The sequence below is a fragment of the Streptomyces sp. 2P-4 genome, assembly GCF_030167965.1.
GTDB lineage: Bacteria > Actinomycetota > Actinomycetes > Streptomycetales > Streptomycetaceae > Streptomyces > Streptomyces globosus_A.
Genome location: NZ_CP095011.1, coordinates 2105257 through 2123884, shown reverse-complemented (window position 1 = coordinate 2123884; position 18628 = coordinate 2105257). Strand labels below are relative to the sequence as shown.

The 18628-nt window shown below is 71.8% G+C and carries 15 protein-coding genes and 1 pseudogene; 7 read left to right on the top strand and 9 right to left on the bottom strand.

Going from position 1 to position 18628, the window contains the following annotated elements; translation table 11 throughout:
* Positions 1–40 precede the first annotated feature (40 nt).
* Positions 41–1339 carry a hypothetical protein gene (locus MUK52_RS08855; RefSeq protein WP_114054324.1) on the top strand — a complete coding sequence of 433 codons (1299 nt, stop codon included), beginning with the start codon at positions 41–43 and terminating at the stop codon, positions 1337–1339.
* 33 nt (positions 1340–1372) lie between these two features.
* Here the strand turns inward: MUK52_RS08855 and MUK52_RS08850 are convergent, their stop codons facing one another.
* Complete coding sequence (locus tag MUK52_RS08850) at positions 1373–1987, bottom strand: YceI family protein (protein ID WP_114054325.1); 615 nt, start codon at positions 1985–1987, stop codon at positions 1373–1375.
* A 242-nt stretch (positions 1988–2229) separates the two neighbouring features.
* Between MUK52_RS08850 and MUK52_RS08845 the strand changes: the two genes are divergently transcribed.
* Entirely contained in the window at positions 2230–3813 is a 1584-nt protein-coding gene (locus MUK52_RS08845; RefSeq protein ID WP_114054326.1) for an acyl-CoA carboxylase subunit beta, read from the top strand.
* 19 nt (positions 3814–3832) lie between these two features.
* Positions 3833–4036 (top strand): acyl-CoA carboxylase subunit epsilon, encoded by a 204-nt coding sequence (locus MUK52_RS08840; RefSeq protein ID WP_284575460.1) that lies wholly within the window; start codon positions 3833–3835, stop codon positions 4034–4036.
* 164 nt (positions 4037–4200) lie between these two features.
* Here MUK52_RS08840 and MUK52_RS08835 read toward each other — a convergent pair whose 3' ends face one another.
* From MUK52_RS08835 to MUK52_RS08800, 8 genes and pseudogenes are all read right to left on the bottom strand, one after another.
* The gene (locus MUK52_RS08835; protein ID WP_037792108.1) at positions 4201–4782 is read right to left on the bottom strand and encodes a GTP-binding protein; all 582 of its coding nucleotides are present in this window, start codon (positions 4780–4782) and stop codon (positions 4201–4203) included.
* A complete protein-coding gene (locus MUK52_RS08830; RefSeq protein ID WP_114054328.1) occupies positions 4763–5314 on the bottom strand; it encodes a DUF742 domain-containing protein in 552 nt (183 codons plus the stop codon). The genes MUK52_RS08835 and MUK52_RS08830 overlap by 20 nt, the downstream gene beginning before the upstream one ends.
* Before the next feature lie 94 nt (positions 5315–5408).
* Positions 5409–5822 (bottom strand): roadblock/LC7 domain-containing protein, encoded by a 414-nt coding sequence (locus MUK52_RS08825; RefSeq protein ID WP_114058494.1) that lies wholly within the window; start codon positions 5820–5822, stop codon positions 5409–5411.
* A gap of 10 nt (positions 5823–5832) precedes the next feature.
* Positions 5833–9000 (bottom strand): nitrate- and nitrite sensing domain-containing protein, encoded by a 3168-nt coding sequence (locus tag MUK52_RS08820; protein ID WP_284575455.1) that lies wholly within the window; start codon positions 8998–9000, stop codon positions 5833–5835.
* Between the two features lie 292 nt (positions 9001–9292).
* Entirely contained in the window at positions 9293–9874 is a 582-nt protein-coding gene (locus tag MUK52_RS08815; RefSeq protein WP_114054330.1) for a GTP-binding protein, read from the bottom strand.
* Positions 9855–10250 (bottom strand): DUF742 domain-containing protein, encoded by a 396-nt coding sequence (locus MUK52_RS08810; protein WP_114054331.1) that lies wholly within the window; start codon positions 10248–10250, stop codon positions 9855–9857. The genes MUK52_RS08815 and MUK52_RS08810 overlap by 20 nt, the downstream gene beginning before the upstream one ends.
* Positions 10251–10402: 152 nt before the next feature.
* Positions 10403–10816, bottom strand: a complete 414-nt coding sequence (locus MUK52_RS08805) for a roadblock/LC7 domain-containing protein (RefSeq protein WP_162793327.1) — start codon at positions 10814–10816, stop codon at positions 10403–10405.
* A 9-nt stretch (positions 10817–10825) separates the two neighbouring features.
* Positions 10826–14540 (bottom strand): annotated as a pseudogene (locus MUK52_RS08800) (sensor histidine kinase).
* Between the two features lie 566 nt (positions 14541–15106).
* Here MUK52_RS08800 and MUK52_RS08795 point away from each other — a divergent pair.
* The 4 genes from MUK52_RS08795 (at position 15107) to MUK52_RS08780 (ending at position 18594) form a co-directional block, all read left to right on the top strand.
* Positions 15107–15295, top strand: a complete 189-nt coding sequence (locus tag MUK52_RS08795; protein WP_114054334.1) for a hypothetical protein — start codon at positions 15107–15109, stop codon at positions 15293–15295.
* 142 nt (positions 15296–15437) lie between these two features.
* Positions 15438–16238: a fumarylacetoacetate hydrolase family protein gene (locus MUK52_RS08790; protein ID WP_284575452.1), complete on the top strand. Its 801-nt coding sequence runs from the start codon at positions 15438–15440 to the stop codon at positions 16236–16238.
* Complete coding sequence (gene gltX / locus MUK52_RS08785; protein ID WP_114054336.1) at positions 16231–17718, top strand: glutamate--tRNA ligase; 1488 nt, start codon at positions 16231–16233, stop codon at positions 17716–17718. The genes MUK52_RS08790 and gltX overlap by 8 nt, the downstream gene beginning before the upstream one ends.
* A gap of 147 nt (positions 17719–17865) precedes the next feature.
* Positions 17866–18594 (top strand): HAD family hydrolase, encoded by a 729-nt coding sequence (locus MUK52_RS08780; protein WP_284575451.1) that lies wholly within the window; start codon positions 17866–17868, stop codon positions 18592–18594.
* Positions 18595–18628: the final 34 nt, after the last annotated feature.

The window sequence follows — 18628 nt, the reverse complement described above, 5'->3', positions numbered from 1 at the left end:
GACTCGTTCGGAAATCACCCGTTTTGGGTAGTTTCTGGGTATGAGGACCAGGCTGATATCCGTGTTCGCCGGTCTGCTGCTTTCCCTGTCCGCGGCTGCCCTCGCGGCCGCCCCGCAGGCCTCGGCGGCGACCGGCCCCGCCGCGGTCGCGGAGGCCTTCGAGCAGGGCCCCGTCTACGTCGACCCCAGAGCCGCCGGCCAGCTCTCCCGGGAGGAGGCCGACGCGCTCGCGCAGAAGATCGAGGACGCGGACAAGCCGGTGTTCGTCGCCGTCCTGCCCGCCACCGGCGAGTTCCCGCCCGACAGCGTGCTGCGCACCGTCCGGGCCCAGACGGGCATGGCCGGCGTCTACGCGATCCGGCTCGGCGACGGCTTCGACGCCGCAGCGGACCGGGCCGTCATGCCGGCGAGCACCGTGCGCAGCCTCACCGACGCGGTGAAGGCCGGCGGGCCGGTGGACGCTGCCACCCAGCTCGACAACTTCGTCGACCAGGCCCTCGCCGAGGCCAGGGGCAGCGCCCCCGCCTCCTGGCACGGCGGGACCGCCGGCAGCGTCCCCGTCGGCGGACTGGTGACCCTCGGCGTCCTCGCCCTGGCGGGCGGCGGCGGGGCGTACGCGGTCTCGCGGCGGCGCCGCCGCAGGCGCGAGGAAGAGGAGCGCGAGGCCGTCGAGAAGCTGCGGGTCGTCGTCGACGAGGACATCACCGCCTTCGGCGAGGAACTCGACCGGCTCGACTTCCACCCTGGAGAGCCCGGCGCCGACGACGCCATGCGCACCGACTACGCCCGCGCCCTCGACGCGTACGAGCAGGCCAAGGACATCATGGCCGCCGTCGCCCGGCCCGACGAGGTCAGGGGCGTCACCGAGGCCCTGGAGGACGGCCGCTTCGCACTCGCCCGGCTCGACGCGCGGCGGCGCGGAGCCCCGCTGCCCGAGCGGAGGCCGCCCTGCTTCTTCGACCCGCGCCACGGGCCGAGCACCCAGGACGCCGAGTGGACGCCGCCCGGCGGGACGCCGCGCAGCGTGCCGGTGTGCGCGGCGGACGCGGTCCGGCTGAGCGAGGGCCGGGACCCGGCGGTGCGGACGGTCGACACCGAGTACGGGCCGCGCCCCTACTACGACGCCGGCCCCGTCTACGGCCCCTGGGCCGGCGGGTACTTCGGCGGCGGCCTGCTCCCCGGCCTGCTGATGGGCACGATGCTGGGCTCGATGATGGCCGGCCCGGCCTACGCTTCGGACTACGGCGGCGGCTTCGAAGGCGGCGACTTCGGCGGCTCGGACTTCGGCGGCGGAGACTTCTTCGGAGGCGGCGGCTTCGACGGCGGGGGCGGCTTCTAGCCGCCCCCGGGAGGTCCGATGCCCCGTGCCGCGTCAGGCGGCCGGGTTCTGCCTGACGGCCGAGATGTCGAAGGTCAGCTTCACCTTGTCGCTGACCATGACGCCGCCGGCCTCCAGCGCGGCGTTCCAGGTCAGGCCCCAGTCGGAGCGCAGGATCTCGGCGGTGCCCTCGAAGCCGACGCGCTCGTTGCCGTAGGGGTCGGTGGCGGCGCCGCCGAACTCCAGGTCGATCGAGAGGGGGCGGGTCACGTCCTTGATGGTCAGGTCGCCGGTCATCCGGTACGTGTCCGCGCCGATCCGGGCCGCCGACGTGGACCGGAAGGCCATCAGCGGGAACTGCTCCGCGGCGAAGAAGTCCTCGCCCCGCAGGTGGGCGTCGCGGTCGCCGATGCCCGTGTCGACCGAGGCGGTCTTGACGTCGATGGAGGCGGTGGAGCGCGACGGGTCGCCGCCGTCCAGGTGCAGCGAGCCCGAGTAGTCGCCGAAGCTGCCGCGGACGTTGGTCACCATCGCGTGGCGGACGGTGAAGCCGATGCTGCTGTGCGCGGCGTCGATGGCGTAGTCGCCGGTCAGGGCGGCCAGCGCCGGGTCGGCGGCGGGGACGTTCCGGGGGACGGCCTGCTCGGTGCGCCGGGTGAAGATGCCCATGGTGGTGCTCCTCGTAGTTGGTTCAACGTTCAACGACATCCACACTAGGAGCATTCCGTTTAACTTTCAACTTCTACGCCTCGGCGGTGCGGCTTTTATGGAGATCCCACAATCGGTACGGGTCTCAGATGGTGGTCTCCCTGCACTCGTCCGTGGTTCTGTGCGGGCCGGACAGCGGAACACGGCCGAGACTGTGCGGAACCAACGGAGGATTTCCATGGTGCGCTTCGTAAGGTCAGTACATGACCGTTGTGGACCAGACCCCCAGCGAGCCGACGGACGCCCGCGGGCGCGTGGCCGAGCTGCACTCCCTGCGCGAGCAGGCGCGGCGTGGACCCAGTGACCGCGCCACCGAGGCCCAGCACGCCAAGGGCAAGCTGACGGCCCGCGAGCGCATCGCGCTCCTGCTCGACGAGGGCTCCTTCAAGGAGGTCGAGCAGCTGCGCCGCCACCGGGCGAGCGGCTTCGGCCTGGAGGCGAAGAAGCCCTACACGGACGGCGTCGTCACCGGCTGGGGAACGGTCGAGGGCCGCACGGTCTTCGTCTACGCCCACGACTTCCGCATCTTCGGCGGCGCGCTCGGCGAGGCCCACGCCACCAAGATCCACAAGATCATGGACATGGCCATCGCCGCCGGAGCCCCGCTGGTCTCCCTCAACGACGGTGCCGGTGCCCGCATCCAGGAGGGCGTCTCCGCCCTCGCCGGATACGGCGGCATCTTCCAGCGCAACACCCGGGCCTCCGGCGTCATCCCGCAGATCTCGGTCATGCTCGGCCCCTGCGCCGGCGGCGCCGCGTACTCGCCGGCCCTCACGGACTTCGTGTTCATGGTCCGCGACACCTCGCAGATGTTCATCACCGGACCCGACGTCGTCCGCGCCGTCACCGGCGAGGAGATCTCCCAGAACGGCCTCGGCGGTGCGGACGTGCACGCCGAGACCTCCGGCGTCGCGCACTTCGCGTACGACGACGAGGAGACCTGCATCTCCGAGGTCCGCTACCTCATCTCGATGCTCCCCTCGAACAACCGCGAGAACCCGCCCGTCCACGAGACCGCCGACCCCGCCGACCGGCGCTCGGACGTCCTGCTGGACCTGGTCCCCGCGGACGGCAACCGCCCGTACGACATGCACAAGGTCATCGAGGAGCTCGTCGACGACGGCGACGTCCTGGAGATCCACGAGCGCTGGGCCCGCAACATCATCTGTGCTCTCGCCCGCCTCGACGGCCAGGTCGTCGGCATCGTCGCGAACCAGCCCGCCCACCTCGCGGGCGTCCTCGACATCGAGGCATCCGAGAAGGCCGCGCGCTTCGTCCAGATGTGCGACGCCTTCAACATCCCGATCGTCACCCTGCTCGACGTCCCCGGCTTCCTGCCCGGCGTCGACCAGGAGCACGGCGGCATCATCCGCCACGGCGCCAAGCTGCTGTACGCGTACTGCAACGCCACCGTGCCCCGCATCTCGCTGATCCTGCGCAAGGCCTACGGCGGCGCCTACATCGTCATGGACTCCCAGTCCATCGGCGCCGACCTGACCTACGCCTGGCCCACCAACGAGATCGCGGTCATGGGCGCCGAAGGCGCCGCGAACGTCATCTTCCGCAAGCAGATCGCCGAGGCGGAGGACCCCGAGGCCATGCGCGCCCGCATGGTCAAGGAGTACAAGGCCGAGCTGATGCACCCGTACTACGCGGCAGAGCGCGGCCTCGTCGACGACGTCATCGACCCGGCCGAGACCCGCGAGACGCTGATCGGCGCCCTCGCGATGCTCCGCAGCAAGCACGCCGACCTGCCGTCCCGCAAGCACGGCAACCCGCCGCAGTAACGAAGGAGATCTGCCGCCGATGAGCACTTCCGCCGACACCCTGCTGCGCGTCGAGAAGGGCAACGCCGCCCCCGAGGAGCTGGCCGCGATCACCGCGATCCTGCTGGCCCGCGCCGCGTCCGTGCCCGCCCAGGACGGCCCCCGCCGCCGGCGCTCCCAGGCCGGCTGGCGCCGCCTGGAGCGCACCCCCGGCTTCCGCGCCCCGCACAGCTGGCAGGGCTGACCCCGCCGAGCCCCCGTCAGGCCCCGCACCCCGCGAAGGGTGCGGGGCCTGACGCATGCCCGCCGGGATGCGCAGGACGCTCACGGGCACCCGGCCCGGGTACGGCGAAGACCCCCGGTCCGGCGGACTCGGGGGCCTTCTCGCGTGCGCGTGCTCCGCGGGGACTACCGCAGCCGTGCCATGAGGGCGTGTTCGACGAGCGTGATGAGGGCGCTCTTGGCGTCGGCGCGGTGGCGGGCGTCGGTGGTGATGATGGGGGCGTCGGGGCCGATCTGGAGTGCTTCGCGGACTTCTTCGGGGGTGTAGGGCTGGTGTCCGTCGAAGCCGTTGAGGGCGATGACGAAGGGGAGGCCGCTGTTTTCGAAGTAGTCGACGGCGGGGAAGCAGTCGGCGAGTCGGCGGGTGTCGACGAGGACGACGGCGCCGATGGCGCCGCGGACGAGGTCGTCCCACATGAACCAGAAGCGGTCCTGTCCGGGGGTGCCGAACAGGTAGAGGATGAGGTCCTGGTCCAGGGTGATGCGGCCGAAGTCCATGGCGACGGTGGTGGTCGTCTTGTCCCCGGTGTGGGTGAGGTCGTCGATGCCGGCGGAGGCGCTGGTCATGACGGCTTCGGTGCGCAGGGGGTTGATCTCGGAGACCGCGCCGACGAACGTGGTCTTGCCCACGCCGAAGCCGCCCGCCACCACGATCTTCGCGGAGGTGGTGGAGCGTGCCGCCCCGCCGTTAGAGCTTGCGAAGTCCACTGAGCACCCTTTCGAGCAGTGTCACATCTGGCTGGCCGCCGGCGGATTCGTCGCCGCCGGGCTGGTGAATGGCGACAAGGCCCGCCTCCGCCAGGTCGGCGACGAGAATGCGGGCGACACCAAGAGGAATGGAGAGGAGTGCCGAGATCTCCGCGACGGATTTGATCTCCAGGCACAGGCGGCAGATGCGCTGGTGCTCGGGCAACTGCCCTTGCAGCCGAGCGGGATCCGCCGTGGTGCTGACCAGCGCCTCGATGGCGAGCTGGTAGCGCGGCCGAGTCCGGCCGCCGGTCATTGCATACGGACGCACCAGCGGGTTGTGCGCCTTGGGGGCCTGGCCGCGGCCGGCCCGGAAGGGCTGCTGCGAGGGCCGCTGGGGCGCCTGGTGGGGCTGGGCGTACGGCTGCTGCTGGTACGGGTTCTGCTCCGGCACGGGCATGCTGGGGGCGGAGGGGAAGTTGAAGCGGTTCTGGTCGTGCCCACCCTGCGGCTGCTGCGCGCCGCCGTAAGGATGTCCTCCGGGTGTTGTCACGTCTCCTCCTCCGAACTCCAGTAACGCAGTACTCCCTGTGGAACCGCGCCACCGCACCTTACGGTGCGGTGACGCGAAACGCACTGCCTGTTTGCTAGTTGAGAAGGCTTCCCTGCAGTTCGGCGCGCAGGTCCGGGGTGAGGACCGTGCCTGCGCGGTCGACGAGGAGGGCCATCTCGTAGCCGACGAGGCCGATGTCGCACTCGGGGTGCGCGAGCACCGCGAGCGAGGACCCGTCGGAGATGGACATGAGGAAGAGGAATCCCCGGTCCATCTCGACCACGGTCTGGTTGACGGCGCCGCCCTCGAAGATGCGGGAGGCTCCGGCGGTCAGCGAGGTCAGTCCGGAGGCCACGGCCGCCAGCTGGTCGGCGCGGTCGCGCGGGAATCCGTCGGACATCGCCAGAAGGAGGCCGTCGGCGGAGACCACCACCGTGTGGGACACCCCGGGGGTGTTGTCCACGAAGTTGGTGATCAACCAGTTCAGGTTCTGTGCCGCCTGGCTCATCGGGCTCACACTAACGCTCCTGGTCATAGCTGTTACTTGACTGCTCAGTACCCGCGCTGCGTCCCTGCTGGACACCGCGCCGCAGGTTGCTCAACCTGCCGCGGACGTCCTCCGGAGCGCGGGAGACCTGGGGGCCGCCCTGCGGGGTCGTCTCCGCGGAGCCCTCGACCAGGTTGGCCTTGGGTACCCGCCGCGGGAGACCGGACGAGGTGACCCCGCCCGCCTTCGGCTCGCGGAGCTTTCCGGCCTGCTGCCAGCGCTCGTCGTTCTTCGAGCGCCAGCCCGGGCCGGCCTCCTCGTCCGCCTTCGGGGCGGCGTCCTGCTGCTGTCGCTGAGGCCGCTGCTCGAAGAGGGATCCGGGGGACTCCGCTTCCTGCTGCGCCGGCTGCCACTGCTGCTGGCTGCCGCGGCGCGGCAGGCCCGCTCCGGTCAATGCGTGACCGGTGTCGGCAGCGGCGCCCGGACGGTCGAAGCCTACGCGGTCCGCGGCGGGTTCGGGAGCGACAGGGGGTTCCGATTCGGTCCCGTACCCCTGGTCGTAGCCCTCGGAGTAGGTGTTCTGCTCCGGCCAGGCACCGTGCTGATCCTGGGTTTCGTAACCGCCCTGGTAGGCCTGGGAGTCCTGGTGCGGCTCCTGGTAGCCCGCTTCCGCATAACCGTAGTCCTGCTGCGGGTACGCCTCGTAGCCCTGCTGCTGGTGGTGCGCCTGACCGGTGTCGTACGCCGGGTCGTAGACGGGAGCCGACTGCCCGCCGTACTCCGGGTACTCCTGGTACCCGTGCTCCGGCTGCGGTTCCGCATACTCCTGGTCGGCCTGCTCCTGGCCGGCCTGCGGCTGGCCCAGCTGGGCGGCGAGGGCCGCGCGGCGCTCCTGGTTGCCCAGGGAGCGGCCCACCGGGCCCGCGGGGGCCCCGTCGGCGTCGTAGCGGGAGTCGTCGAAGCCGAGCTCGGCCGCGGTGCGCAGCGGGGCGTCCTGCTCGGCCGCCTGCTGCGGGATCATCGAGGAGACGGTGAACTCGTCGTCCGGAACGCCCTCGCCGCCGCCACCGTGGGTGATGGCGTCCGGGAGCATGATCAGCGACGTGGTGCCGGCCGCCTCGCCCGAGGGGCGCAGCTGGACGCGGATGTTGTGCCGGTCTGCCAGGCGGCCGACCACGAAGAGGCCCATGCGCTGCGAGATCGCGGCGTCCACGGTCGGCGGGTTGGCCAGCTTGTGGTTGATGTCCGCGAAGTCCTCGGCGGTCAGGCCGATGCCCTTGTCGTGGATCTCGACCATGACGCGGCCGTCGGGCAGTCGCGTGGCGTTGACGCGGACCTTGGTCTGCGGGGAGGAGAACGTGGTGGCGTTCTCCAGCAGCTCGGCGAGCAGGTGCACGAGGTCGGTCACGGCCTGGCCGTGGATCTCGGCCTCGGAGACGCCCTCGAACTCGATGCGCTCGTACTGCTCCACCTCCGAGGAGGCGGCGCGCAGGACGTCGACGAGGGGCACCGGCTGGTCCCAGCGGCGGCCCGGCTCCTCGCCCGCGAGGATGAGGAGGTTCTCGCCGTTGCGGCGCATGCGGGTGGCCAGGTGGTCCAGGCGGAAGAGGTTCTCCAGCTGGTCCGGGTCGGCCTCGTTGTTCTCCAGGTCGGTGATGAGGGTCAGCTGGCCCTCGATCAGCGACTGGTTGCGCATGGAGAGGTTCGTGAAGATCGCGTTGACGTTGCCCCGCAGGAGGGCCTGCTCGGCGGCGAGGCGGACCGCCTCGCGGTGGACCTGGTCGAACGCGCGGGCGACCTCGCCGATCTCGTCCTGGGAGTCGATCGGGATCGGGGCGACGCGGGTGTCGACCTTGCCCGGGTCGGTGCGGGAGAGCTGGTCGACGAGCGCCGGCAGGCGCTGCTCGGCGACGTCGAAGGCGGCGGAGCGCAGGCGGCGCATCGAGCGGCTCATCTGGCGGGCCACCATGCCGGCGAGGACGAACGCGGCCAGCAGGGCCACGACCACGATGGCGCCGGTGACGACGGCGTCGTTGCGGGCCTCCTCGGAGATGGCGACGGTGTCCTTGACGGCCTTGTCGAGGAGTTCCTTCTCGATCTCGGCGTAGCCCTCGAACTTGGCCGTCGCGGCGGCCTGCCAGGCCTGCGGCGTGGTGCCGTTCTTGGCGAGCACGGAGGGCTTGTCGCCGCCGGCTATCGCCTCGGTCATGCCGGCGAGCACCGAGCCGTTGACCGCGGGCGGGGCCTTGAACGGGGTGCCGGCCTGCTCGGCCTGCCCCTTCGCGGCGGCGATCTTGGCCTCGCCGTCCTTCTTCTTCTTGTCCATCACCTCGCGGAGGCGGTTGACGTCCTCCTCGGTGCCCGCCGCGACGTACTCGCCGACGGCGATCTCCTCCAGATAGGCGTACGAGGAGAAGGCGATCAGCTGTGCCTTGCGGACTTCCTCGTTCTCGCTCGGGCGGACGAGGAGGTGCGTGCCGATGGCGCGCTGGAGCGACTCGGCGGCCTTGGCGAGCTCGACCGCGTAGACCATCCGGCCGTAGCTGGTGACGTTGCCGGTTCCCAGACCCAGTTCGTTGGAGAACTGCATCAGGTAGTGCTGGACGAGGAGGTAGCCGTCCTCGGTGGGGATGGGGCCGGCCTGGGACGGCAGGTTCTTCTTCGCCGTCTCCGGGGCCGTGTAGGCGGACTTGCGGACCGCCTCCAGCTTCGGCTCCTCCTGCCGGAAGAGCTGCAGGCGGCGCTCCAGGCCCTGGTTCTCGGGGAGGTCCTTTACCGCGAGCGCGAACTTGTCCTGGGCCTCGTCGGTGGCCGCGTAGGCCTTCGCGACGGCCGGGTTGTTCCTGTCGCCCTTCAGCAGCGGCTCGGCCGTGAGGTCGCGCTCGTTGAGCAGCGCCTGGCCGTACTCCGCCGCCGCCTGGACCACGCGGGCGGTCTTCTCGGCGTCCTTGGCCTCGTTCCAGGTGTCGACGGACCCCTTCACCTGGAAGCCGCCCATGACCAGTCCGACGAGGACGGGCAGGAGCAGGATGGCGTTCAGACGGGTCGCCACACGCCAGTTGCGCGGCGAGAACCTGCTGGTGCTGCCCTTCGCCGGCGGCTGCGCGGGCACGTCGACGGGCGGTGCGGCCGCGCGCTGCGGCGGGGTGAAGTTGCCGCGCGCGGATTCATCCGCGGGGCTCGAGCTGCTTCGCCTCACTCGACCAACAACCTCTCGGCGGTGCTACTAGCTGGTTAGTTGAATTCCAGCACGGTGAACGGCCGTGTTCCAAACAGTCCGGCCGTGCGGCCCGGACGGCCCGACGGCCTACGTAAAACGGACATAAAGAGTGACCGGCGGTGAAAACGGGAACGCTCGTGCGCACAGCGGTACCACCCGACCGCACCCCGTGCCCGGCAGCGGGCAATTCTCTGTCGAAACGTTATGAACAAGCAGGGCGGGCCGTGTCGTACGACACAGCCCGCCCTGCCGCGCACACATGCCCGCCCCGTTACTTCAGCCGTGCCATGAGGGCGTGTTCGACGAGCGTGATGAGGGCGCTCTTGGCGTCGGCGCGGTGGCGGGCGTCGGTGGTGATGATGGGGGCGTCGGGGCCGATCTGGAGTGCTTCGCGGACTTCTTCGGGGGTGTAGGGCTGGTGTCCGTCGAAGCCGTTGAGGGCGATGACGAAGGGGAGGCCGCTGTTTTCGAAGTAGTCGACGGCGGGGAAGCAGTCGGCGAGTCGGCGGGTGTCGACGAGGACGACGGCGCCGATGGCGCCGCGGACGAGGTCGTCCCACATGAACCAGAAGCGGTCCTGTCCGGGGGTGCCGAACAGGTAGAGGATGAGGTCCTGGTCCAGGGTGATGCGGCCGAAGTCCATGGCGACGGTGGTGGTCGTCTTGTCCCCGGTGTGGGTGAGGTCGTCGATGCCGGCGGAGGCGCTGGTCATGACGGCTTCGGTGCGCAGGGGGTTGATCTCGGAGACCGCGCCGACGAACGTGGTCTTGCCCACGCCGAAGCCGCCCGCCACCACGATCTTCGCGGAGGTGGTGGAGCGTGCCGCCCCGCCGTTAGAGCTTGCGAAGTCCACTGAGCACCCTTTCGAGCAGTGTCACGTCCGGCGTGCCGCCGGCCTCTCCGTTGCCCGGCTGGTGGATGGCCACCATGCCGGCCTCTGCCAGGTCGGCCACCAGGATGCGCGCCACGCCGAGTGGCATCGACAGCAGGGCGGAGACCTCCGCGACCGACTTGACCTCGCGGCACAGCGTGCAGATGCGCTGGTGCTCGGGCAGCAGGTTCGACAGGTGCATCGGATCGGCGGTGGTGCTCACCAGCGCCTCGATGGCGAGCTGGTAGCGGGGCCGGGTCCGGCCGCCCGTCATCGCGTACGGGCGCACAAGCGGCTGGTCGCCCTCCGAGTACGACGAGTCGTCGTACGCATCGGAGTAGGCGGGGGGCGGGGTCATTGATCCTCCGGGCTGGACAGCAGTGGTCAGCATGCCGTCTGACGGGGCGGCCGGTGGGGGGGGACGGTATGACGGCCTGGCGGTGGTACTGGATCCCGGGGCGGGGCCCCGGTCCCCCGGCCGGAAGTACCGTCCGACCGGGGGATGGCGGGTCAGATGAGCAGGCTTCCCTGGAGCTCCGCGCGCAGGTCCGGGGTGAGGACCGTGCCTGCGCGGTCGACGAGGAGGGCCATCTCGTAGCCGACGAGGCCGATGTCGCACTCGGGGTGCGCGAGCACCGCGAGCGAGGACCCGTCGGAGACGGACATGAGGAAGAGGAACCCCCGGTCCATCTCGACCACGGTCTGGTTGACGGCCCCGCCCTCGAAGATGCGGGAGGCTCCGGCGGTCAGCGAGGTCAGTCCGGAGGCCACGGCCGCCAGCTGGTCGGCGCGGTCGCGCGGGAATCCGTCGGACATCGCCAGAAGGAGGCCGTCGGCGGAGACCACCACCGTGTGGGACACCCCGGGGGTGTTGTCCACGAAGTTGGTGATCAACCAGTTCAGGTTCTGTGCCGCCTGGCTCATCGAACTCAACTAACGCTCCTGCTGGTAAGTGGGGTCGATGTGGTAGCTGCCGGTCGCCGGGCCGTTGTTGCCGGCCTGGCGGCCCTGCTGGATACCGCGTCGGAGGTTGGTCAGACGGCCGCGGACGTCGTCCGGGGCGCGCGAGACCTGGGGACCGGCCTGGGTGTCGGTCTGCTGCTGCGCGGTGCCGGCCACGAGGTTCGCCCGCGGTACCCGGCGGGGCAGCCCCGAGGTCGTGATGCCGCCGGCGGCGGGCTGGCGCACGCGCTCGGCCTGGCGCATCAGCTCGTCGTTCGGCGAGGACCGCCAGCTGACGGTCGGCGTGCTGCCGGTCGTCGCCGCGGCCGGCTCGGCCGGCGGCTCCTGGCCGCGCTGCGGCAGCGGCTGCTGCGGGCGCCGGGCGGGAGCGGGGGCCGGGGCCGCCGGGGCGGCGGCCTGCGGCTGCTGGGGCACGGCCGGCACCTGGCCGGTGGGGCGGGAGCCCTCCGACGGGTACCAGTTCGACTCCAGCGACTCGAAGATCGGGCTGCGCTCGGGGCCGCCGGCAGCCGGCGGCAGCGCCTCGGGCTGCTGCGGCTGCGGCAGCTGCGGGGCCTGGGGCTGCTGCGGGGCGAAGCCGCCGGCGCCGGGACCGCCGGGCCGCGGGGCCTGGAATTCCTGGCGGGCGAACTGGCCCGTCGCGGACGCGTCCGCGACGCGCACGTCGGGACGCGCGAACTGCCCCGTCGTGCTGTTGCCGCCCATGCCCTGCGGAGGCGGGGCGTTGAAGTCCGGGCGCGGGAACTCCGCCGTCGAGCCGGGGCCCGAGAGCTCGTCGTGGCCGCGCGGGAACTCCTGGCCGCCCTGGCCGCCCTGGCGCGCCGGGTCGGCGCCCCAGCTGGTGGCCTGCGGGGCACCCGTGCCCGGCAGCTCCGGGCGGGCGGCGCCGCCGCGCGGCGGCAGCTGCGCCCGCGGCCGCGCTGCGCCGGGGCCGCGGGGGCGCCGCGGGAGCGGGGGCCTGGCCCGAGGGGGCGGCCGGCTGCGGCGGCTGCGGCCGCTCGAAGCCGCTGCCCTGCGCGAAGCCGGCGGGGGCCGAAGCCGGGGGAGCCGCAGCGGGGCGCTGCTGGAGGCCGCCGGGGGCACCCGGACCACCGGGAGCACCCGGGCCGTGGCCGGGGCCGCCGGCCGGAGCGCGGTTCGGCATCGGTGCACCGCCGCCGAAGCCGCCCTGGTCCTGCCCCGCCGGAGCGGCGGGCAGGCCGGGACCGCCCTGCGGACGGCCGCCCGGAGCGCCCTGCTGCGGGCGGTTGCCCTGCGGGCCGCCCGCACCGCGCTGGCCTGCCAGCGCTGCGCGCTGGCCCATGGCCGCGGCCACACCGCTGCGCTGCGGAGCGGCACCGGCGCCCTGGCGGGCGCCGCCGGCCGGGCCGGAGCCCTGGCCCGCGGGGGCGCCGGGGGCGCCCTGCTGGCCCGCGGCACCCTGGCCGCCGGGACCACCGGGGCCGCCCGGCTTCTTGCCGCCCTGGGCGACGTCCACCGGCAGCATGACGAGGGCCGTGGTGCCGCCCGAGTCGGACGGGCGCAGCTGGATGCGGATGCCGTGTCGCAGGGACAGGCGGCCGACCACGAAGAGGCCCATGCGGCGGGAGACGGAGACGTCCACGGTCGGCGGCGCGGCGAGCCGCTCGTTGATCGCGGCGAGGTCCTCGGGGGAGAGGCCGATGCCGGTGTCGTGGATCTCGACCAGCACGCGGCCGTCGGGCAGCGCGTGGCCGGTGACCTTGACCTTGGTCTGGGGGGAGGAGAACGACGTGGCGTTCTCCAGCAGCTCGGCGAGCAGGTGCACGAGGTCGTTGACGACGCGGCCGGCGACATCGGTGCCCGGCACCGACGCCAGCTCGATGCGCTCGTACTGCTCCACCTCGGACGCCGCGGCGCGGAGCACGTCGACGAGCGGTACGGGGCGGGTCCACCGGCGGCCAGGCTCCTCGCCCGCGAGGACGAGGAGGTTCTCGCCGTTCCGGCGCATGCGGGTGGCGAGGTGGTCGAGCTTGAAGAGCGAGGACAGCTGGTCCGGGTCGGCCTCGCGGGACTCCAGCTCGGAGATGAGCGAGAGCTGGCGCTGGATGAGGCCCTGGGAGCGGCGCGAGAGGTTGGTGAACATCGCGTTGACGTTGCCCCGCAGGAGGGCCTGCTCTGCGGCGAGTCGGACCGCCTCGCGGTGCACGTCGTCGAAGGCCGCGGCCACCTGGCCGATCTCGTCGCGGGTGTGCAGGCCGACGGACTCCACGGACGTGTCGACGTCCTGCGGGTCGGACTCGGAGAGCTGCTTGACGAGCTCGGGCAGGCGGTCCTGGGCGACCCGGGTCGCGGTGTCCTGCAGGCGGCGCAGCGAGCCGATCATCGACCGCGCCATCACGAACGCGCCGACCAGGGACACGCCGAGGACGAGGAGGATCAGCGCACCGTTGATGATGGCGTCGCGCTGCGACTCGTTCTTCAGCTCGCGGGCCTTCTGCTCCATGTCCTCGAGCAGCGTCAGCTCGATGACCTTCATGGCCTGGAGCTTGGTGTCGTCCGCGTCGTACCAGTCCATCCAGGAGCGGTACTGCGTCTCCTTCGCGAACTGGTTGGGGTTCGACAGGACGCGGCGGGTGTAGTGGTCCGCCTTGCCGATCTCGGGGTTGCCGTCGCCGAGCGCCGCGAGGAGGTCCTCGGAGTTGCCCTGGTAGACGAGCTCGAAGGTCTTCTTCGCCTGGCCCTCGCCGCGCTGCGCGGAGAGGGCGTACAGGCGGTCGTTCTCGGTGAGGTTGCCGGTCTTCTCGCCGCCGTCGGGCAGCGAGGCGGCGATGATGGCGCGCTGGATCGAGGCGTACTCCTTCGCGGAGGAGAACGCGGCGAGGGCGCGCGTACGCTTGATCATCTCCGGGCTGGAGGTGGCCTGCGCCATGTCCTGGGAGAGCGAGAGCAGTGAGACGATCAGCTGGTTGTACTCGGTGACGGTCTGCTGCGCGCCGTTCTGGTACGCGTTCTTGCGGACCGTGTCCAGGCTGGCGAGCTGGCGGCCGATCTGCAGGATGTTGTTGCGGATCGACTTGAGCGTCTCGTCCTTGTCCTCGGCGGTGTCGACGCGGTCGGTCGCGTTGGCGAAGGACTTCGCGGCGGCGTCGGTCTGCGCGCGGACACCCGTGACGAGGGTGTCCATCTTGCCGGACTTGTCGGTCGACAGCGGACCCGCGGAGCGGTCGCGCTCCTCCTGGAGCGCGGCGGCCAGGTTGGTGGCCTGCCGGGTCATCGTCGTCAGCAGCTGCATGTGCTCCAGCTGCTCGATGTCGTTGAGCGAGTCGTTGATGCGGAAGCCGCCGAGGCTGGTGGCGGCGACGACGGGGAGGGTCAGCAGCGACACCAGGCGCGTGCTGATGCGCCAGTTCTGCATGTGCAGGCGGGAGCCGGGCCCGGGAGGGGCCGCGGGTATCGCGGTGTCCTTCTCGGCCGGGGACTCGGCCGCGGCCTTGCCCTTGTTCTTGCCCCGGGCCTTGATGCGCGTGGCCTTGCTCTTCACGCCGCCCTTCGCACCGGCGGCCTCGGGGGCCGCACCTTCGAGGGCCGGCCCGCGGCCTTGGGCGTGCTGGGGCGAGGAGCCTCGGTCGGTCCCGCCGCGAGGCTCCTGCTCCGCAGCAGCTTCCCCTCGGCCCTGAAGGGCCTGGGGAGACCCCTTGCCATCCCGCTTGAATCGTCCCTGCACTAGCGTCGCAACCTCTGGACCAGGCGTCCCGCCGGGCGACGGTGGGACGGTGTCGAGTCGTGGGGCGCTTGCTTGCGGCCCCATGGTGGTCGTCGGTGACCGGCGCGTCATCCTTCCGTTACCGCCGCGCGGCGCGGTCTCGCGCCACCTGCGCGCCGGGGTTCTCCCGCGGCGGTCCCGCGAATTCCAGCACAGTGGCGGATCTCCAACAAGGTGCGCGTGCCCGCACCCGGAGTCCGCCACACCATGTGACCGCTGCGCTACGTACGGTGCGAGACCTTTCGGTGTGAATCGGACTTACGCTGTCCAAACGCCATGGCTGGCAAGGTGTCCCAGTCGTAATGATCAGGAGCGGAATGGCTTGTTCGGTGGCGCAATGTCCGTTTCGGCACCCGTAGTTGACTGCCTGTTATGTCCGTATTGCCGGGCAGCTGGTGAGCAAACTCACATGTCCGTGGCCAATACTTGCCGGTTCAGGCGGGGATTCCGATGTTTAGCCTTGCCCTTTACAGGGTTGAAGGAACCGACAACCCCACCCGACGACCGAGCCGAGGCCCGAGACTCCGATGAAGACGACGATGCTGTTCCGCAACATAGCCAACCCGCGCCGCACCACCCTCGCGCACCTCAAGGACGCCGAGGAACTGCAGGCGCCCCAGGCTCCGGAGCACGCCGTCGAGCTGCCCACCCAGACCGCGAACCCGCGCCGCACCGTCCTGATGGACGCCCCCGCCGCCGCGCCCGCCGCCCCGTAGCTCGGCAGGCAGCGGCCGTGCAGCCGCCGGCGCCCCGCGACGGGCCGCCGGCGGGAAGAGCGCCGGGCCCCGCCTCCCACCGCGTTAGCCTGGAGTCCGCAGACTCCAGCCAGCGGAAATGACAGAGGGGCAGACGCAAAGCGTGCGCATCGCCAGGTTCTCGATCGACGGCAATGTCGCGTTCGGCGCGGTCGAGGGCGACTCGGCCCCCGGCGCCGGGGGCGAGCTTGTCCTCGACATCATCAAGGGCATCCCGTTCGCGGACTTCGAGCTGTCCGGCACGAAGGTCCCGCTGAGCAAGGTCCGGCTGCTGCCGCCCGTGCTCCCGAACAAGGTCGTGGCCGTCGGCCGCAACTACGCGGAGCACGCGGCGGAGCTGGGCAACGCCGTGCCCGACGCGCCGATCACCTTCTTCAAGCCGTCCACCTCGGTGATCGGCCCCGGCGACCCCATCCCCTACCCCTCCTTCTCCCAGGACGTCCACCACGAGGCGGAGCTCGCCGTGGTGATCGGCCGGATGTGCCGCGAGGTCCCCCGCGAGCGGGTGGCCGAGGTCGTCCTCGGCTTCACGTGCGCCAACGACGTCACCGCCCGCGACGTGCAGAAGCGCGAGCAGCAGTGGGCCCGGGCCAAGGGCTTCGACGGCGCCTGCCCGCTCGGCCCCTGGATCGAGACCGGCATCGACCCGGCGGCCGTCGCCGCGGGCCTGGCCGTCCAGTGCACCGTCAACGGCGAGCAGCGCCAGCTCGGCAGCACCGCCGACATGGTCCGCTCCGTCGAGGACCTCGTCGTCCACATCAGCGAGGCGATGACGCTGCTCCCCGGCGACGTCATCCTCACGGGGACCCCGGCCGGAGTCGGCCCCCTCAGCGTCGGCGACGAGGTCGCCGTCACCATCGAAGGCATCGGCACTCTCACCAACAAGGTGATCAAGCGTGGCTAACGCGACCCCCGTCCGCGTACGTTTCTGTCCCTCGCCGACCGGCAACCCCCACGTGGGCCTGGTCCGCACCGCCCTGTTCAACTGGGCGTTCGCCCGCCACCACGGCGGCACGTTCGTCTTCCGCATCGAGGACACCGACGCGGCCCGCGACTCCGAGGAGTCGTACGTCCAGCTGCTGGACTCGCTGCGCTGGCTCGGCTTCACCTGGGACGAGGGCCCCGAGGTGGGCGGCCCGCACGCCCCGTACCGCCAGTCGCAGCGCATGGAGATCTACGCGGACGTCGCGAAGAAGCTCAAGGACGGCGGCTACGCCTACGACTGCTACTGCACCACCGAGGAGCTCGACGCCCGCCGCGCGGCCGCCCGCGCCGCCGGCAAGCCCTCCGGCTACGACGGCCACTGCCGCGAGCTGAGCGCAGTCCAGCTGGAGGCCTACCAGGGCGAGCACCGCACGCCGATCGTCCGCTTCCGGATGCCCGACGAGCCGATCACCTTCACCGACCTGGTCCGCGGCGAGCTGACCTTCACCCCGGAGAACGTGCCGGACTTCGGCATCCTGCGCGCCAACGGCGCCCCGCTCTACACGCTCGTCAACCCGGTCGACGACGCGCTGATGGAGATCACGCACGTGCTGCGCGGCGAGGACCTGCTCTCCTCCACCCCGCGCCAGATCGCCCTGTACAAGGCGCTCATCGAGCTCGGCGTCGCCAAGGCCGTCCCGCAGTTCGGCCACCTGCCGTACGTCATGGGCGAGGGCAACAAGAAGCTCTCCAAGCGCGACCCGGAGTCCTCGCTCAACCTCTACCGCGAGCGCGGCTTCCTCCCCGAGGGCCTGCTGAACTACCTCTCGCTGCTCGGCTGGTCCTTCTCCAAGGACCAGGACGTCTTCTCGGTCGAGGAGATGGTGGCGAAGTTCGACATCGACGGCGTCAACGCCAACCCGGCCCGCTTCGACCTGAAGAAGGCCGAGGCGATCAACGCCGACCACATCCGCCGGCTGGACGGGAAGGCCTTCGCCGACGCGTGCGCCCCGTGGCTGCAGGCCCCCTTCGCCAACTGGGAGCCCGAGGACTTCGACGCCGACGCCTGGGCGGCCATCGCGCCGTACGCCCAGACCCGCGTGACCGTCCTGTCGGACATCACCGCGAACGTCGACTTCCTCTTCCGCAAGGAGCCGGTCGAGGACCAGGCCTCCTGGGACAAGGCGATGAAGGGCGACCCCGCGGGCCTGCTGACCTCGGCCCGCGCCCGCCTGGAGACGGCCGACTGGAACGACCCCGAGGCGCTCAAGCAGGCCGTCCTCGCCGCGGGCGAGGCCCACGGCCTCAAGCTCGGCAAGGCGCAGGCGCCGGTGCGCGTCGCCGTCACCGGCCGCACCGTCGGCCTGCCGCTCTTCGAGTCCCTGCAGATCCTGGGCAGGGAGCGCTCGCTGGCGCGCATCGACGCCGCCCTGGCCAAGCTGGCCGCCACCGCCGCCTGACCAGCGGCTCGCCCGTCCCGCAGGGGGCGGCCTCCGGCACACGCCGGAAGCCGCCCCCTGCGGCGTCCCGCCCGGCGTCCGGCCGCCGTCCGGCCGGACTTCCCCGTACGCCCCCGCCCGGCGTGCGCCGGGGGTAGCCTCGGCGGTATGCCGATCCGCGCCGTGCTGTGGGACATCGACGACACCCTGTTCGACTACACGGGGGCGGACACCGCCGGGCTCGCGCGCCGGCTCGCCGAGGTCGGGCTGGGGGAGCGCTACGGGTCGCCCGCCGAGGCGCTCGCGCTGTGGCGGGAGGCCACGGTCCGCCAGTGGGACCGCTTCGCGGCCGGGAAGACCACCTTCCAGGGGCAGCGGCGCGACAGGGTGCGGGACTTCCTCGGGGAGCCGGCGATGGACGACGCCGAGGCCGACGCCTGGTTCGACCGGTACGTCGCGCACTACAAGGCCGCCTGGGCGGTCTTCCCGGACGTCCTGCCCGCGCTGGACGCGCTGGCGGGCCGCTACCGCCACGGCGTGCTCTCCAACTCCTCCACCGCCAACCAGGACGCCAAGCTCCGCCACCTGGGACTGCGCGAACGCTTCGAAGTGCTCCTGTGCGCCGCCGAACTGGGCGTCAGCAAGCCCGAGGCGGCCGCCTTCCTCGCCGCCTGCGAGGCGCTCGGGCTGCCGCCGGCGGAGGTCGCGTACGTGGGCGACCAGCCGGAGATCGACGCACGGGGCGCCCGGGACGCCGGCCTCACCGCGGTGTGGCTGGATCGCGACGGTGTACGCGGCCCCGGGCCGGCCGGAGTGCACCGGATCGCGGGGCTCGCCCAGCTCCCGGAGGTGCTGGCGCGGGATACCCGTTTTGGAGCACGGTCAGCCATCCGGTAATGTTCTTTCTGCGCCGCCGGAGCGGGCCGAAAGG

Coding starts and splice junctions, on each gene's coding strand:
- MUK52_RS08855 (WP_114054324.1), top strand. CDS start 41: ATGAGGACCAGGCTGATATCCGTGTTCGCCGGTCTGCTGCTTTCCCTG.
- MUK52_RS08850 (WP_114054325.1), bottom strand. CDS start 1,987: ATGGGCATCTTCACCCGGCGCACCGAGCAGGCCGTCCCCCGGAACGTC.
- MUK52_RS08845 (WP_114054326.1), top strand. CDS start 2,230: ATGACCGTTGTGGACCAGACCCCCAGCGAGCCGACGGACGCCCGCGGG.
- MUK52_RS08840 (WP_284575460.1), top strand. CDS start 3,833: ATGAGCACTTCCGCCGACACCCTGCTGCGCGTCGAGAAGGGCAACGCC.
- MUK52_RS08825 (WP_114058494.1), bottom strand. CDS start 5,822: ATGAGCCAGGCGGCACAGAACCTGAACTGGTTGATCACCAACTTCGTG.
- MUK52_RS08810 (WP_114054331.1), bottom strand. CDS start 10,250: ATGACCCCGCCCCCCGCCTACTCCGATGCGTACGACGACTCGTCGTAC.
- MUK52_RS08805 (WP_162793327.1), bottom strand. CDS start 10,816: ATGAGCCAGGCGGCACAGAACCTGAACTGGTTGATCACCAACTTCGTG.
- MUK52_RS08795 (WP_114054334.1), top strand. CDS start 15,107: ATGAAGACGACGATGCTGTTCCGCAACATAGCCAACCCGCGCCGCACC.
- MUK52_RS08780 (WP_284575451.1), top strand. CDS start 17,866: ATGCCGATCCGCGCCGTGCTGTGGGACATCGACGACACCCTGTTCGAC.